Genomic DNA, 14,549 nt, shown 5'->3' on the forward strand with positions numbered 1-14,549 from the left:
CTGCGCCCAAACATCCAATGTGATCACCTTCCATAATGGTCAGTGGCCTCATTTTCAGTTGGCGTTTTTGGCCCTATTTTCGGTTGGCGTCAACATCAGCCGGGGGAATAGTGTGTCTGACTGCCATGACGTCATCATGGCTGGTCTTAAGCGGCACGATTGGTTGGCCAGATTGGTCGCCCGCCGCGGTTCTAGGGACTGGTATCGTCGCGATATCTGCGCTGCTAGTCAGGGCCCCTAACGTCACCGTCGAAAAGTTTGCGGCCGCAGTACTTGCCGTAGCCCTGCTGGCGGGACCCACGATGACATCAATACTGAATGTGACGATTCCCTTTAGTGGTTCAAACCCGGTTTCGGGGCGCCTCACAACAAATCCCGCGGGGATCAGCCACCTTCTACATGCCATGCAGAACAACAATCCAGCATGGGCCCACGATATTGCCTACGGTCGTTCGCCCGATCAACAGCTTGTCGAGACGCTAGCGAATTCCCACGGTTGCACCTGGGCCGCCGCGAGCTATGCTGGCCAGTCGGCGGCCAGACTCCAGATTGAGTCCGGACGCCCCATCATGCCGATCGGTGGTTTCGCCGGAAGTGACGCGTTTCCTGCGCCGGAGGACTTCAAGACGAAGGTTGCCGCTGGTGAGATTTGCTACTTCGTCGCACAGGAGGCAACTCTCGGGGTTCAGCCGTCCGGCTCGGCGGTAGCCTCAATAGCCAAGTGGGTTGCCGATAACTACAGCGCGCGAACCATCGGGAACACAACCGTCTATTCGTTGATCGCACAAGACTGAGCTTGGGCTAGCAGAGAAGAAGCCCGCCCCGCCAGACGGCGGGACGGGCTTCTGTGCAAGCGGATTTAGCGCTTGGAGTACTGCTGAGCCTTACGGGCCTTCTTGAGACCGGCCTTCTTACGCTCGATGACACGAGCGTCGCGGGACAGGTAACCGGCCTTCTTCAGGGTGGCGCGGTTGTTCTCGACGTCGATCTCGTTCAGCGAACGGGCGATGCCGAGGCGCAGTGCACCGGCCTGGCCGGAGATGCCGCCGCCGTGAATGCGGGCGATGACGTCGTAGGCACCTTCGAGATCAAGGATCTTGAAGGGCTCGTTGACGTCCTGCTGGTGCAGCTTGTTCGGGAAGTAGTTGTCCAGCGCGCGGCCGTTGATGGTCCACTTGCCGGAGCCCGGAACAACGCGAACGCGTGCAACGGCTTCCTTGCGACGGCCAACTGCTGCGCCGGCAACGGTCAGTGCCGGGCGCTCCTTCTTGGGAGCGGCTTCGGCAGCCGAGCTCTCAGAGGTGTAGCTGGTGGGGATTTCCTCGGCCTCAACGGCTTCGGTGGTCAGTTCTTCGTTCTGAGCCACGATTCTCCTTGTATTAAGTAAGTTGTTTGGTGGCCAGGACTACTGGGCGACCTGGGTGATTTCGAAAGTCTTGGGCTGCTGCGCGGCGTGGGGGTGCTCAGCACCGCGGTACACCTTCAGCTTGCCAAGCTGCTGTGCAGCGAGGGAATTCTTGGGGAGCATGCCCTTGATGGCCTTCTCAACGGCGCGGACCGGGTTGGATTCCAGCAGTTCCGCGTAGTTGACGGAGGTCAGGCCGCCCGGGTAGCCGGAGTGGCGGTATGCGCGCTTCTGCTCCAGCTTGGCGCCGGTCAGGGCAACCTTCTCAGCGTTGATGATGATGACGAAGTCGCCCATGTCCATGTGGGACGCGAAAGTGGCCTTGTGCTTGCCGCGCAGCAGGATTGCGGTCTGGCTTGCAAGACGACCAAGGACAACGTCGGTGGCGTCAATGACGTGCCACTGGCGGTTGATATCGCCGGGCTTCGGGGTGTACGTACGCACGGTGTTTGCCTCGTTCTTGTTCTGGCGTTCTTTGTTTAGGCGCCACTCAGGGGTGAGCACCTACTTCCTGCGCGCTACCGGAACAGAGGTGAGGGCTCTATGTAACCAGTCATCCTGAGGTTCCGAATGTGCACGTTGAGTAGCTATCCTGCAACCGGATTCTCAATCGGGCACGCACCATCGGAATAGGACACGCACAACGACTTACAAGATTAGCGTGTCAGGGGCTTCAGGGTCAAAATGAGGTAGCCGCAGGCCATTACAGCGGCGCCGGCAGGTTGAGCGCAGGGGGTCGCGGTGTTTACAGAAGGTGCTGGCGTGGGCGCCGGTTGGGCTTTCGTACTGGGCGCAGCTCTCTTGGGGGCCACACTCTCCCCTGCCGCCGAGATTCTGATCACCAGGCTCCTTCCTCGCCTGGGCGGAGCACCCTCGCCATCGGCAAGGATTACGACGGCGGCACTCGCGGGAGTTGTATGCGGTGCCTTTGCGCTGCGGTTCGGAGTTTCCTGGACCCTGCCGGCATTTCTATTCCTCGCCGTGCTCGGAGTTCAGCTGGCCAGGATTGATTTCTCACTTCACCTTCTGCCGAATCCCCTTGTACTAATGCTCTTGGCCGGGGGAATTTTTCTCCTACTGGCACCAACAGTATTTAATCAGCATGCTGACAATATGCTTCGGGCGTTGCTCGGCATGGTCATTTTGTTCGCAGGCTATCTAATTCTGGGGCTGATTTCGCCAGAAGCCATCGGAATGGGGGACGTCAAGCTCGCGGCACCGGTCGGCCTCTACCTCGGGTACCTAGGTTGGACCCCACTCCTCTATGGCGGCCTCCTCGGCTTCATCCTGAACGGCGCCGTCACCATCGCCGTTGTCGCTCGAAAAGGCCGCAAAGACGCTACAGAAGTCGCTCACGGGCCGTCAATGCTTGGCTCGGTGCTGGCCATTAGCTTACTCATTCCCTAGCTAGCCCAGCACTCGCCTAGTATCTCCAGCGGATCGTGACACCTAAGCAATCCAAGTAGTCGTCGGTGTACTCGATTTCGGTTCTGAGTACTGTCAAGCGATTCTGAGTACGCACGTTGGGCACCCGCCAAAAAAGTCGAGTACCACTACGCATTGTTGCTGCTATCCCCTAATGACAATCTCTTCTTAGCGAAGTCCAGCCGCTAAGGAATTATGGGGGCAGCTGGAAATTCGTTGAAATTAAATCAACTCCATTTCACCGAATTAAAGGAAAATACAATGACTTCTCTCATGGTCTCGATGATCGCTTTCGTAGCCGGCGTCAAGGATCGCTTCTCCTCCGAAAAGGGTGCTACCGCCACCGAATACTCGCTCCTGGTCGGTCTCATCGCGTTGGTGATTGTTGCGGGTGTCACCGTGTTCGGCGACAAGCTCAGCCTCTGGTTCAGCACCTTGGGAACCACCGTCGGCACTTGGTAACAAACCTCCACACCCGGTGTGCCGCGCCTCAGGGTGCGGCACACCATATTAATACCAGCTGCAACAGTCCAGGGGGACCACTTGAAACGCAGCCCAAAAAATCAGCGCAACGGCGAATGCGGTGCGGTGGCGGTGGAGTTCGCCCTGGTCGCTCCGATCCTGATTGCTTTGATCGTGGCCATCGTAGAGTTCTCAAACGCCTACAACATCCAAGTCTCCGTGACCCAGGCTTCGCGAGAAGCAGCACGCACGGTAGCCATCACCAAGGACACCGCCAAAGCTACTGCCGCAGGAAAAGCGGGTGCTCCATCAATAAATACCGCTCTATTGTCATTCGACTACTCGGCAGCCTCCTGTCCGACAACGACCCCTACGCCTAATGCCGCAGTAACGGTCACATATACAGGCTCGTCACTGACCGGTTTCTTCGGTTCCTCCTTGGTGCTCAAAGGCAAGGGGTCCATGCAATGTGGCGGGTAGCTAAGAACTGGAAAAAATCCGGGTCGAGTGAGAAGGGCGCGGCCGGCGTTACGGTGGCAGTGTTGATGTTGGTCTTGATCGGAGCCGGAGCCCTCGCAGTCGATGTCGGCCAAATCTACGCCGAGCGTGCGCAACTTCAGAACGGGGCTGACGCAGGTGCTCTTGCAGTGGCACGCAGCTGCCAGCCTGGTCCATGTAACTCCGGGCTCGCCGGACCACTTGCTAACGGCAACTCCAATGACAATGCAAGCAATGCAAGCGTGAACCTGAGTGTTCCAGGAGAAGTAACCGTTCGGACAACGACTAAAAATGGAACGTCCAGCTTCTTGAACAAGATGTTTGCGTCGGCACTGAATGCTGGCCCAGTTTCTGTGGGAGCATCGGCTACGGCTGCCTGGGGTTCTCCAGGGTCGGGGCCGGCCACTTTGCCTATCACCTTTGCGCCGTGCCAGTTCGACGTAAATGGAACGGTTCACACCATTCTTACTCACGGCAGCGAAACTTGCGTCAGTGACAGCCCTTCGGGGGCCGCGATTCCTGGTGGATTCGAATGGCTGATGCCCGATCCCGGCAAGTGCCAGGCAACAGTCTATCCGGACGATACGACAACGGCCGGTCTCATTGATCCTTACGCCAAGACGAATACCGGCTTGAGCATTCCCTCAGAATGCAAGCCCCTCATACCTACATATCTAAACAAAGTCGTTCTCTTTCCAGTGTTCACCCCCGCAACAGGCACTGGCGCTGGCGGGAAGTACTACATCAAGGGTTATGCCGCTTTCCTTCTCCTGGGATACAGCTTCCCCGGAGCTGAGGGCGGCGACCTCACTGGTCTCGGTGGCAGCAAACGCGGCGTACGAGGCAAATTCGTCGAATGGGTCGCTGATCCTGCCAAATACGGTGGCGGCGGCTATGACGGCGGCGGCGCTGATCTGCCGCCACACCTGGTCAAGTAAGAACCTAAGGGGAAAGCAATGAAAGCACGCCTACTGGGAGGCATTGCCGCGCTGGTCGTAGCGGTTATAGGCACAGTCCTCCTCTTCAATTACGTTCAAGGCGCGGACCGTCGCGCACTTGCCAACACGGAAACGGAAGACGTCCTGGTCGTTAAGCAGAACGTTCCCGCAGGAACGCCGGCAAGTCAGCTCAGCCAGTACCTCACCACCAAGGCAGTCCCGCGGACTGCGATTGCAGCGGACGCCGTCGAGGATCTCGGCTCAGTTGGTTCTAAAGTGACCGCCGTTGGTCTGGTACCCGGCGAGCAACTGTTGAGCAGCCGCCTCGTCGATGCAAGCACCTTTATCGGCCCGGCAAGGGTTGATGTTCCGGCAGGTCTCCAGGAAATTTCGGTCCGGCTTGGCATTGACCGCGTGGTGGGCGGTTCGGTTCAGGCGGGCGACACGGTTGGTGTGTTCATCTCCCTGGGAGACTCTGCCGGTGCCGGTAACGGCACCCAGTTGACCTTCCACAAGGTACTTGTCACGGCAGTTCAATTCAGCTCCGGGCAAGCCGTCCAGACACAAGGTGAAGCAACACAGGCAAGCTCTACAGGTGCCCTGAACACCGAAGGCAGCAAGCCGGCATCCAGCGATTCCTACCTGATCACGCTTGCACGGGACGCCGTCGACGCGGAAAAGCTCGTATACGCGGCAGAGTTCGGGAAGATCTATCTCTCCAAAGAACCGGCAGGTGCCACAGAGGGAACCAACGGAGTGGTGAACCAGACCAAGGTGTTCCGATGAGCCGCTTCATCCTCATTACGGCTTCTCCTGAATACGAACGTACAGTTCGTGCGTCGATAGCACCTCTCAGCGGATCACTGCAGTCCTTTCAGGCCAACTACCTGCCGGAGTCCCCGGAAGACATCCTCCGACAGCAAGTTGGTGAACCACCCGAAGTTCTCATACTGGGGGCTGGCCTGCCACGCGAAGAAGCGCTCAAATTCGCTGCAATACTCGATCTGCAATTCCCAGAAATCAGCATCGTCCTCGTGGCGGAGGACGACGGCGAACTTGCCCTGAGTGCAATGCGGTCCGGCATACGCGACATTCTTCCGCCTGCGGCCGAGACCGAGCAGATCCGTGCGCTCGTGGAGCGGGCGAGCCTGGCAGCGGCCGGCAGGCGGCGAGGGCTTGCACCGAACACGGCTGAACGCCCAGCGGCAGAAGGCGGCCGGATCGTTGCCGTCATGTCACCGAAGGGAGGCGTCGGCAAGACAACAGTTGCAAGTAACCTGGCCATCGGTCTCGGACAAATTGCGCCGATGAGCGTCGTCTTGGTCGACTTGGATTTGCAGTTCGGTGACGTCGCCAGCGGATTGATGATCGAACCAGAATTTACGATCTCAGAGGCAGTGGTGGGCGCAGCGAGCCAGGACGCCATGGTGCTCAAGACGTACTTGTCGCTGCACCGTGGCAACATCTACGCCTTATGCGCACCTCGCAACCCTATCGACATGGACAGGATTTCAGGAGAACACGTCAGCCGTCTCCTCCAGCAACTGCGGACTGAGTTTCAGTACGTGGTGGTTGACACCGCCCCCGGATTAGGCGAGCACGTCCTGGCGACGCTGGAGCAGGCGACGGACGCCGTATGGGTTTGCGGCATGGACATCCCGAGTATCCGCGGCCTCCGGACAGGCTTCCAGATCCTTTCAGAGCTCGACCTTCTCCCTGACAATCGGCACGTAGTGCTGAACATGGCTGACCGAAAGACCGGGCTGACTGTCCAGGACGTGGAGGCAACGATAGGGGCTCCCGTGGACGTGGTCCTGCCACGTTCCCGGGCCGTCCCATTCTCAACAAATAAAGGTGTTCCCCTGCTCCAGGATGGCAGCCGCGATGCAGTGGCAAAGGGGCTCCGGCAGCTGGTTGAGCGTTTCAAACCGAATTGGGAAGGCCCCCGCAAGAAGCTTCATAGAAGGGCGGTAGTGCAATGAATCTCTCGAACCGAATTGCAAAGATCCGGGGCGACGAAGTGGCAAGCTCGCCCGATCAGAGTCCCATGCCGAGTGCGGGTCCCGCCACCTTGGGCGCCATACAGCAAGCCCAAGCGGCTGAGCAGGCCCTCGTTCCTACAGCCATCGAGGTGACTGCCGGCAGCTCGAGTGAAGCGCTCACCGGGCTCAAAGACCGTGCAAGCCAAGCCCTCTACGAACGGCTTGGTTCCCGGATCACCGATTCAACGTTGGATGAAGCCGAGCTGCACCAATTCGTCAAGGACGAACTGAAAGCTGTCGTTGACGAGGAACAAGTCCCGCTCACGCAGGGCGAACGGCAGCGACTGACTCGGGAAATTATTGACGATGTCCTTGGCCACGGCCCAATGCAACGGTACTTGGATGACCCCTCTGTAACGGAAATTATGGTGAATCGTGCAGACCAGATCTACGTCGAACGTAATGGCCACCTCTTCCTGACGGATACGAAATTCGCCAACGAGGAGTCCCTGCGAAAGGTCATCGAAAGGATCGTCACGCGGATCGGCAGAAGGATTGACGAGTCGTCACCACTGGTGGATGCCCGCCTGGCGGACGGCTCACGAGTCAACGCCATTATCCCTCCCTTAGCCGTGAACGGGGCATCGCTGACCATCCGTAAGTTCGGTCGCGAGGCGCTGACGGTACAGAAGCTAATCGAGTTCGGCAGCCTCTCCCCGGAGATGGCCGAGTTGCTCCAGGCCTGTGTCCAGGCCCGCATGAACATCATCGTCTCCGGCGGTACCGGCACAGGAAAGACGACCATGCTGAATGTGCTGTCGTCCTTCATCCCCGCCACGGACCGAATCGTGACGATCGAGGACGCTGTGGAACTCCAGCTCCAGCAGGACCACGTTGTCCGGTTGGAAAGCCGGCCGGCAAACATCGAGGGACGAGGCGAAGTGTCCATCCGCGATCTGGTCCGCAACTCCCTACGCATGCGGCCCGACCGCATCGTCGTCGGCGAGGTCCGAGGCGGAGAGTCCCTGGACATGCTGCAAGCCATGAACACCGGCCACGACGGCTCGATCTCAACAGTGCACGCTAATTCGCCCCGAGACGCCGTGGCCCGCCTGGAGACACTTGTCCTGATGGCGGGCATGGACCTGCCGCTTCGCGCCATTCGCGAGCAGATCGCTTCGGCCGTGAACCTCATCGTCCATATCTCAAGGCTCCGAGATGGAACCCGCAGGGTTACACACATTACGGAGGTTCAGGGTATGGAAGGTGACATTGTCACCCTCCAGGATGCCTTCGTCTTTGACTACTCGGCAGGAATCGACGCTAACGGCAAATTCCTCGGAAAGCCTGTACCCACTGGCGTCAGGCCTCGGTTTACGGACCGGTTCGAAGAACTTGGCATCAGGATCTCCCCTGCCGTCTTCGGTGCACACACAGTCAGGGGCAGGTAATGGAGCCAGAGATACCCGCAACAATCGCCGTTCTCGGCGTTGCTGCCATATTCGCTGCAGTCATCCTTCTTTTTGCTGTTGTCCTCAAACCGGGCAATGCCATTCCCTTGTCCCGCCGACGCCCGGACGTCCCGGTTGCCTCCTCCAGGCTGACGGTGCTGACCGACTCCGCTGTCGGCGCCATCAACAAGCAGCTCAAAGGAAAAGATGATTTCATCATCAGCCGGGAAAAGCTGGAACGGGCGGGTCTCAAAACCCAGCCCGCCAACTTCCTGCTCATGATGGGCGCCGGTACTCTGGCAGGCAGCGTCTTTGGTTTCCTTCTTGGCGGCTTCTTCTTTGGGGCGCTCATGATCGCGGTGGTGCCAGTTGGCATGCTGGGGTTCCTCTCCGTTCTTGAGTCCAAGCGGAGAAGCCGGTTTGACGAACAACTTCCGGACACGCTTCAAATGCTGACGGGCAGCATGCGTGCCGGGCACTCGTTGCTTCGGGCGATCGATGCTTCGGCCCGGGAGTCGGACGCCCCGATGTCCGAGGAGCTCGCAAGGATCGTCAATGAGACCCGTATCGGCCGTGACCTCAACGCATCCATGACTGACGTTGCTGTCCGCACCAGGAGCGAAGACTTCGCTTGGATCTCCCAAGCTATCGAGATCCACCGTGAAGTGGGCGGCGACCTTGCAGAAGTCCTCGATCACGTAGGTGAGACAATCCGCGACCGGAACCAGATCCGGCGCCAGGTCAAGGCCCTCAGCGCCGAAGGAAAGATGTCCGCCGCAGTCCTCATGGGACTTCCGGTGGTCCTCTTCTTCGCCCTGATCTTCATCAATGGGCAGTATGCGAAAACCTTCACCAGCACGGTCCCCGGATTCCTGATGCTCGGGGCTGCAGCAATCATGCTCACAGCCGGCGGTTTCTGGCTCAGCCGACTGATCAAACCCAAGTTCTAGGAGGCCGGTCATGTCACCATTGGCTTTAGGTGCGATTCTCGCTATCGTCCTGCCCATCACTTACCTGGTCTGGTCGGTCGCGGCAACCGACAGAGTCGCCATCCGCAACATCCAGGCAAACCTGGGACAGCGGGCAAGAAATGCCGCCCCGCAGAATCTGTCCGCAGAGCTCGCTGCTCTCACCCGCAAGATCACCCCGGCTGGGTATGTTGCCTGGCTGGACAAGCAGCTGGCCGCGATGGGTCGCCCCAAGGAGTGGCCCCTTGAGCGCCTGCTGATGGTCAAGCCGCTCCTGGCGCTTGGCGGTGCCACGCTGGGTATCTTCAATTTCCTCGCTAATCCGGAGCCATCGCGTTTCGCCGTCTTCCTCGGAGCGGTTGCGTTCGGCTACTTCGCCCCCGACCTCCTGATACGCAGCACTGCGGAGAAAAGGCGGGCGAAGATCCGGCAGGAACTGCCGAACACTTTGGACCAGATGCTGATCTCTGTCCAGGCGGGACTCGGTTTCGAGGCCGCTATGGCACGGACAGCCCAAAACGGCGCAGGCCCATTGGCTGATGAAATGACGCGAACCCTTCAGGACATGCAGGTAGGACGCTCCCGGAAAGAGGCCTACCTTGCCATGTCGGACCGGGTCGATGTTCCGGACCTTCGCTCATTCATCCGGGCCATCGTGCAGGCTGACGCGTACGGCATCGCTATCGCCAAGGTCCTCAAGGTGCAGGCGCATGAGATGCGGCTCAAACGGCGCCAACGAGCCGAAGAACACGCCATGAAGATCCCAGTAAAGATCCTCTTTCCGCTGATCTTCTTCATTTTCCCGACCCTGTTCATTATTCTGCTGGGACCCGCAGTCATGAACATCATCGCGGCATTCTCCTAGGACGTGCCGTGAACTATCTGACTCGTCTTGCACTCTGCATCCGAACTTTGGCAGGTCGATTCCAGAGTGACGAGCTCGGTGCGACCGCTACGGAATACGGCATTACCGTCGGCTTCATTGCCATCGTCATAGTGGCCGGAGTGGGTGCGCTGGGACTTGCCGTCAACGATTCCTTTACCAATCTGACAACCGGCGTCAAGGCTGCGCTGGGCATCCCTTAGGAAGCACCTTCTACCCCGCGCCCCCCGCGCCTCAAAGACCGGACCCCCTCGGCACCCAGAACCGAGGGGGTCCTTTTGCGTGCCTTGACCACGGTCAGGCCCTTAGTGCTACCCCACTGTCGCGGCCGCGTTCCACGAACCGGCAGTTTAGTGTTCCCGCCGTGCCCGGGTGAGTTCGGCACGGGACAGCAGTTCACTGGCTGACGGGTAGGCCACTTCCTCGAACACCAACGGGTGCGGGGCGGCCAGGACAGACTTGGCGTCGCGCTTCTGTGCCAGCAGTCGTTCGTACAGCCATCCAGGTTCCACGGCCCCCTCCCCCACATACAGGGCCGACCCGATCAGGGCCCGCACCATGTTGTGGCAAAAGGCGTCGGCCTGCACCGTGGCCACGATGGCACCGTCTTCACTGCGGGCAAATTCGAAGCGCTGCAGTTCCCTGATGGTGGTGGCGCCCTCCCGCGGCTTGCAGAACGACAGGAAGTTCTGCAGCCCCAGAAGCTTGGAGGCGCCCTCATTAAGCAACTCCACATCCAGCGGACTCTTGTGCCACAGCGTGAATGCGCGCTCCAGCGGGTCCCACAGCGCCGGGCCGTCAGCGATCCGGTAGCTGTAGCGTCGCCACAGTGCGGAGAATCGCGCATCAAAACCGTCAGGTGCCGGTGTGATACCCCGGACCTGGACTGCGCCAGTCAGGTCTCCCAACACGCGGTTCAATGCTCCGCGAAGCCTGCGCGTCATCGCAACGGCGGGATCGAGTTCCTGCCCCCGGGCCATCCCGTCCCACTCGCTGTCCGCGAGGTCCAGGTGCACCACCTGGCCACGGGCGTGCACGCCGGCATCGGTCCGGCCGGCGACGGTCACCCGAACGGGTCGCCGGACCAGCAGTTCAAGGGCCTCTTCGAGCGCGCCCTGGACCGTGCGGCGTCCCGGCTGGAGGGCCCACCCGCTGAAGGGTCCGCCGTCGTACGACAGGTCTACCCGGATACGCAAAAACCCGCCGCCCCCTGAAACGGGGGCCGCGGGTTCTTGGTGGTTCACAGACCTAAGTCTATGCGAAGAGAATCAGCGAATTACTTCGCGTCCTTCTCCTCGGCTGCAGGAGCCTCGGCAGCTTCCTCAGCGGCCGGAGCCTCTTCGGTTGCAGCTTCGTCGGCGTCAGCAGAAGGAGCAGCAGGTGCTTCTTCGGTTGCAGCAGCTTCCTCAGCGGCCGGAGCCTCTTCAGCGGGAGCTTCCTCGGCGGCCGGAGCAGCCTTGGCAGCAGCCTGGGTAGCCTCGGCTACGACAGCCTGCTTGGCGGAAACCGGCTCGAGAACCAGTTCGATGACAGCCATGGGAGCGTTGTCGCCCTTGCGGTTGCCGATCTTGGTGATGCGGGTGTAGCCGCCGTCGCGGTTTTCCACTGCCTGGGCGATGTCGGTGAACAGCTCGTGGACGACGCCCTTGTTGCTGATCAGGCCGAGAACCCGGCGGCGGGAAGCGAGGTCGCCGCGCTTGGCGAAGGTGACCAGGCGCTCTGCGTACGGCTTCAGGCGCTTGGCCTTGGTCACCGTGGTGGTGATCCGCTTGTGCTCGAACAGTGCTGCTGCCAGGTTCGCGAGCATGAGGCGCTCGTGAGCCGGGCCGCCGCCGAGGCGCGGACCCTTAGTGGGGGTAGGCATAATTGTTTCTCCTCATGTGGAAGCCGTTGGGCGGCACACCGTGGTGCTGCCCGCCGGCCAAGGTCTGGTTTAGAGTTCGTCGTCGCCGAAGGCGGCGTCGTCCTCTTCGATTGCTGCGGCGCGTGCTGCGAGGTCAAAACCGGGAGGCGAGTCCTTGAGGGACAGGCCCAGTTCAACCAGCTTTGCCTTGACCTCGTCAATGGACTTCGCACCGAAGTTACGGATGTCCATCAGGTCAGCCTCGGAGCGGGCAACGAGTTCACCCACGGTGTGGATGCCCTCACGCTTGAGGCAGTTGTAGGAACGGACGGTGAGGTCCAGATCCTCGATCGGCAGTGCCATGTCAGCTGCAAGTGCAGCGTCGGTGGGCGACGGGCCGATCTCGATACCTTCAGCTGCGGTGTTCAGCTCACGGGCCAGACCGAACAGTTCCACCAGGGTGGTACCTGCGGAAGCAACAGCATCGCGCGGGGCGATGGCCTGCTTGGTCTCGACGTCGACAATCAGCTTGTCGAAGTCGGTGCGCTGCTCAACACGGGTTGCTTCCACGCGGAAAGTAACCTTCAGTACCGGCGAGTAGATGGAGTCGACCGGGATACGGCCGATCTCTGCGTCGCCGGACTTGTTCTGAGCTGCCGAAACGTAGCCGCGGCCGCGCTCGATGGTCAGTTCGAGTTCGAACTTGCCCTTCGAGTTCAGCGTGGCAATGTGCAGATCCGGGTTGTGGAATTCGACGCCGGCCGGCGGAGCGATGTCCGCGGCGGTGACGACTCCGGGGCCCTGCTTGCGCAGGTAAGCCACAACAGGCTCGTCGTGCTCGGAGGAAACCGACAGGCTCTTGATGTTCAGGATGATCTCAGTGACATCTTCCTTGACACCCGGAACCGTGGTGAACTCGTGCAGCACGCCATCGATCCGGATGCTGGTTACAGCGGCACCGGGGATGGAGGAGAGCAGGGTACGGCGGAGGGAGTTGCCGAGGGTGTAGCCGAAGCCCGGTTCCAGCGGTTCGATGATGAAACGCGAACGGTTTTCGGAGACTACCTCTTCGGAGAGGGTGGGGCGCTGTGCAATGAGCACTTAGGTTTCCTTTCGGCGAGCATCCGCTATATGACGCAACACAGGTGGTGGAAATTCGGTCTGAGACTTAACGCGCTGGGCTTGCCCGGCCCATTGCTGGTCCGGGCAAGCTCTGCTGCAGAAAGACTTAGACGCGGCGGCGCTTCGGCGGGCGGCAGCCGTTGTGCGCTGCGGGGGTGACGTCCTGGATGGAGCCAACCTCGAGGCCTGCGGCCTGCAGCGAACGGATTGCGGTTTCGCGTCCGGAACCCGGTCCCTTGACGAAAACGTCTACCTTGCGCATGCCGTGCTCCTGCGCACGCTTTGCGGCGGCTTCGGCAGCCATCTGGGCAGCGAACGGGGTGGACTTACGCGAGCCCTTGAAGCCAACCTCACCAGAGGAAGCCCAGGAAATAACAGCGCCGGTCGGATCCGTGATGGAAACGATGGTGTTGTTAAAGGTGCTCTTGATGTGCGCCTGGCCGAGCGCGATATTCTTCTTGTCCTTCTTACGCGGCTTGCGGACGGCGCCACGAGTCTTTGGGGGCATTTCTTCTCCTACAGAAAGTTATTGGGGAAAGCTCCGTTAATCCCGACGGGGATTTTAACGGGCCTTCTTCTTGCCGGCGACGGTACGCTTCGGGCCCTTGCGGGTACGGGCGTTGGTCTTCGTACGCTGACCGCGTACGGGCAGGCCCTTGCGGTGGCGCAGGCCTTCGTAGCTGCCGATTTCAACCTTGCGGCGGATGTCAGCTGCTACTTCGCGGCGAAGGTCACCCTCAACCTTGTAGTTGCCTTCGATGTAGTCACGCAGCTCAACCAGCTGGGCATCAGTCAGGTCCTTGACGCGGACGTCAGCGCTGATGCCAGTGGCAGCCAGGGTTTCGTGTGCACGGGTCTTACCCACGCCGTAGATGTAAGTAAGCGCAATTTCCAGCCGCTTTTCGCGGGGAATGTCTACGCCAGCGAGACGAGCCATAGTGGCGGTACTCCTTGAATAAACCGGAGGTCGTAGGCAGTACACCCGCACATTACGTACGGCCCCAGCCTCCGACCGGGGGTTAGCTGTCCGGACTCGTTAGAGCTCATGTTCCAGATCAGCTTGTGCTGCCTTTATTTACTTGCGTGGGTTAGCAACCCAGGGTTTCCTTCAGGGAAGGAAATTAGCCCTGGCGCTGCTTGTGGCGCGGGTTCTCGCAGATCACCATGACCCGGCCGTTACGGCGGATCACTTTGCACTTTTCGCAGATCTGCTTGACGCTCGGCTTGACCTTCATGGCATTCCTTTGCGTGTGGCAGTGGTCAACTGGAGCGGCGTTCAGTTCGCACTGAAGCCGCCCAGCAATTTACTTGTAGCGGTAGACGATACGACCACGGGTGAGGTCGTACGGGCTCAGCTCCACCACTACGCGGTCCTCCGGGAGGATCCTGATGTAGTGCTGACGCATCTTTCCAGAGATGTGTGCCAGAACGATGTGCTTGTTGGTGAGCTCAACGCGAAACATCGCGTTAGGCAGCGCCTCGGTCACAACGCCTTCGATCTCAATGACCCCGTCCTTCTTGGCCATACCCTCCGCTAACTGTTGTTGCCGCAGCCCTGCCGGATTGCACCGG

Annotated in this window: 20 protein-coding genes and 1 pseudogene; 12 read left to right on the forward strand and 9 right to left on the reverse strand. The window is 60.1% G+C overall.

Annotated features, from left to right (window positions below):
- Positions 1 to 320 precede the first annotated feature (320 nt).
- Positions 321 to 794, forward strand: a complete 474-nt coding sequence (locus tag ACFV4R_RS13895; protein ID WP_377227112.1) for a hypothetical protein — start codon at positions 321 to 323, stop codon at positions 792 to 794.
- Between the two features lie 65 nt (positions 795 to 859).
- Here the strand turns inward: ACFV4R_RS13895 and rpsI are convergent, their stop codons facing one another.
- Positions 860 to 1,366: a 30S ribosomal protein S9 gene (rpsI, locus tag ACFV4R_RS13900; protein WP_056075274.1), complete on the reverse strand. Its 507-nt coding sequence runs from the start codon at positions 1,364 to 1,366 to the stop codon at positions 860 to 862.
- Positions 1,367 to 1,405: 39 nt separating this feature from the next.
- Positions 1,406 to 1,849, reverse strand: a complete 444-nt coding sequence (rplM, locus tag ACFV4R_RS13905) for a 50S ribosomal protein L13 (RefSeq protein ID WP_015937805.1) — start codon at positions 1,847 to 1,849, stop codon at positions 1,406 to 1,408.
- A 318-nt stretch (positions 1,850 to 2,167) separates the two neighbouring features.
- Between rplM and ACFV4R_RS13910 the strand changes: the two genes are divergently transcribed.
- From ACFV4R_RS13910 to ACFV4R_RS13960, 11 genes and pseudogenes are all read left to right on the forward strand, one after another.
- The gene (locus tag ACFV4R_RS13910) at positions 2,168 to 2,812 is read left to right on the forward strand and encodes a prepilin peptidase (RefSeq protein WP_377227113.1); all 645 of its coding nucleotides are present in this window, start codon (positions 2,168 to 2,170) and stop codon (positions 2,810 to 2,812) included.
- A 279-nt stretch (positions 2,813 to 3,091) separates the two neighbouring features.
- On the forward strand, positions 3,092 to 3,292 hold the full coding sequence (locus ACFV4R_RS13915) for a Flp family type IVb pilin (protein WP_377203021.1): 201 nt from the start codon (positions 3,092 to 3,094) through the stop codon (positions 3,290 to 3,292).
- 81 nt (positions 3,293 to 3,373) lie between these two features.
- Complete coding sequence (locus ACFV4R_RS13920; RefSeq protein WP_377203022.1) at positions 3,374 to 3,772, forward strand: TadE family protein; 399 nt, start codon at positions 3,374 to 3,376, stop codon at positions 3,770 to 3,772.
- Positions 3,760 to 3,936, forward strand: a pseudogene (locus ACFV4R_RS13925) (pilus assembly protein TadG-related protein); the annotation flags it as partial. The gene ACFV4R_RS13920 and the pseudogene ACFV4R_RS13925, both read left to right, overlap by 13 nt.
- A gap of 96 nt (positions 3,937 to 4,032) precedes the next feature.
- Positions 4,033 to 4,728 (forward strand): hypothetical protein, encoded by a 696-nt coding sequence (locus ACFV4R_RS13930; protein ID WP_377203186.1) that lies wholly within the window; start codon positions 4,033 to 4,035, stop codon positions 4,726 to 4,728.
- An 18-nt stretch (positions 4,729 to 4,746) separates the two neighbouring features.
- Positions 4,747 to 5,514: a Flp pilus assembly protein CpaB gene (locus ACFV4R_RS13935; protein ID WP_377203023.1), complete on the forward strand. Its 768-nt coding sequence runs from the start codon at positions 4,747 to 4,749 to the stop codon at positions 5,512 to 5,514.
- Entirely contained in the window at positions 5,511 to 6,710 is a 1,200-nt protein-coding gene (locus tag ACFV4R_RS13940) for a CpaE family protein (protein WP_377203024.1), read from the forward strand. The genes ACFV4R_RS13935 and ACFV4R_RS13940 overlap by 4 nt, the downstream gene beginning before the upstream one ends.
- The gene (locus ACFV4R_RS13945) at positions 6,707 to 8,161 is read left to right on the forward strand and encodes a CpaF family protein (RefSeq protein ID WP_377203025.1); all 1,455 of its coding nucleotides are present in this window, start codon (positions 6,707 to 6,709) and stop codon (positions 8,159 to 8,161) included. Before ACFV4R_RS13940 ends, ACFV4R_RS13945 begins: the two co-directional genes overlap by 4 nt.
- The gene (locus ACFV4R_RS13950; RefSeq protein ID WP_377203026.1) at positions 8,161 to 9,111 is read left to right on the forward strand and encodes a type II secretion system F family protein; all 951 of its coding nucleotides are present in this window, start codon (positions 8,161 to 8,163) and stop codon (positions 9,109 to 9,111) included. Before ACFV4R_RS13945 ends, ACFV4R_RS13950 begins: the two co-directional genes overlap by 1 nt.
- A gap of 10 nt (positions 9,112 to 9,121) precedes the next feature.
- Positions 9,122 to 9,994, forward strand: a complete 873-nt coding sequence (locus tag ACFV4R_RS13955; protein ID WP_377203027.1) for a type II secretion system F family protein — start codon at positions 9,122 to 9,124, stop codon at positions 9,992 to 9,994.
- 8 nt (positions 9,995 to 10,002) lie between these two features.
- A complete protein-coding gene (locus ACFV4R_RS13960; protein WP_377203028.1) occupies positions 10,003 to 10,215 on the forward strand; it encodes a Flp family type IVb pilin in 213 nt (70 codons plus the stop codon).
- A 147-nt stretch (positions 10,216 to 10,362) separates the two neighbouring features.
- On the opposite strand, the gene truA is transcribed toward ACFV4R_RS13960, so the two are convergent.
- The 7 genes from truA to infA form a co-directional block, all read right to left on the reverse strand.
- Complete coding sequence (truA, locus tag ACFV4R_RS13965; protein WP_377203029.1) at positions 10,363 to 11,256, reverse strand: tRNA pseudouridine(38-40) synthase TruA; 894 nt, start codon at positions 11,254 to 11,256, stop codon at positions 10,363 to 10,365.
- 32 nt (positions 11,257 to 11,288) lie between these two features.
- Positions 11,289 to 11,876, reverse strand: a complete 588-nt coding sequence (gene rplQ, locus ACFV4R_RS13970; RefSeq protein ID WP_377203030.1) for a 50S ribosomal protein L17 — start codon at positions 11,874 to 11,876, stop codon at positions 11,289 to 11,291.
- Positions 11,877 to 11,945: 69 nt separating this feature from the next.
- Positions 11,946 to 12,956: a DNA-directed RNA polymerase subunit alpha gene (locus tag ACFV4R_RS13975; protein WP_013601812.1), complete on the reverse strand. Its 1,011-nt coding sequence runs from the start codon at positions 12,954 to 12,956 to the stop codon at positions 11,946 to 11,948.
- Positions 12,957 to 13,083: 127 nt separating this feature from the next.
- Positions 13,084 to 13,485, reverse strand: coding sequence for a 30S ribosomal protein S11 (rpsK, locus tag ACFV4R_RS13980; RefSeq protein WP_009358720.1), 402 nt, complete (start codon positions 13,483 to 13,485; stop codon positions 13,084 to 13,086).
- 54 nt (positions 13,486 to 13,539) lie between these two features.
- Complete coding sequence (gene rpsM / locus ACFV4R_RS13985; protein ID WP_003803743.1) at positions 13,540 to 13,914, reverse strand: 30S ribosomal protein S13; 375 nt, start codon at positions 13,912 to 13,914, stop codon at positions 13,540 to 13,542.
- A gap of 184 nt (positions 13,915 to 14,098) precedes the next feature.
- Complete coding sequence (gene rpmJ / locus ACFV4R_RS13990; protein ID WP_009358722.1) at positions 14,099 to 14,212, reverse strand: 50S ribosomal protein L36; 114 nt, start codon at positions 14,210 to 14,212, stop codon at positions 14,099 to 14,101.
- Positions 14,213 to 14,281: 69 nt separating this feature from the next.
- Entirely contained in the window at positions 14,282 to 14,503 is a 222-nt protein-coding gene (infA, locus tag ACFV4R_RS13995) for a translation initiation factor IF-1 (RefSeq protein WP_009358723.1), read from the reverse strand.
- Between the last annotated feature and the right edge of the window lie 46 nt (positions 14,504 to 14,549).

It is taken from the genome of Pseudarthrobacter sp. NPDC059871 (assembly GCF_042731175.1).
Taxonomy (GTDB): Bacteria; Actinomycetota; Actinomycetes; order Actinomycetales; family Micrococcaceae; genus Arthrobacter.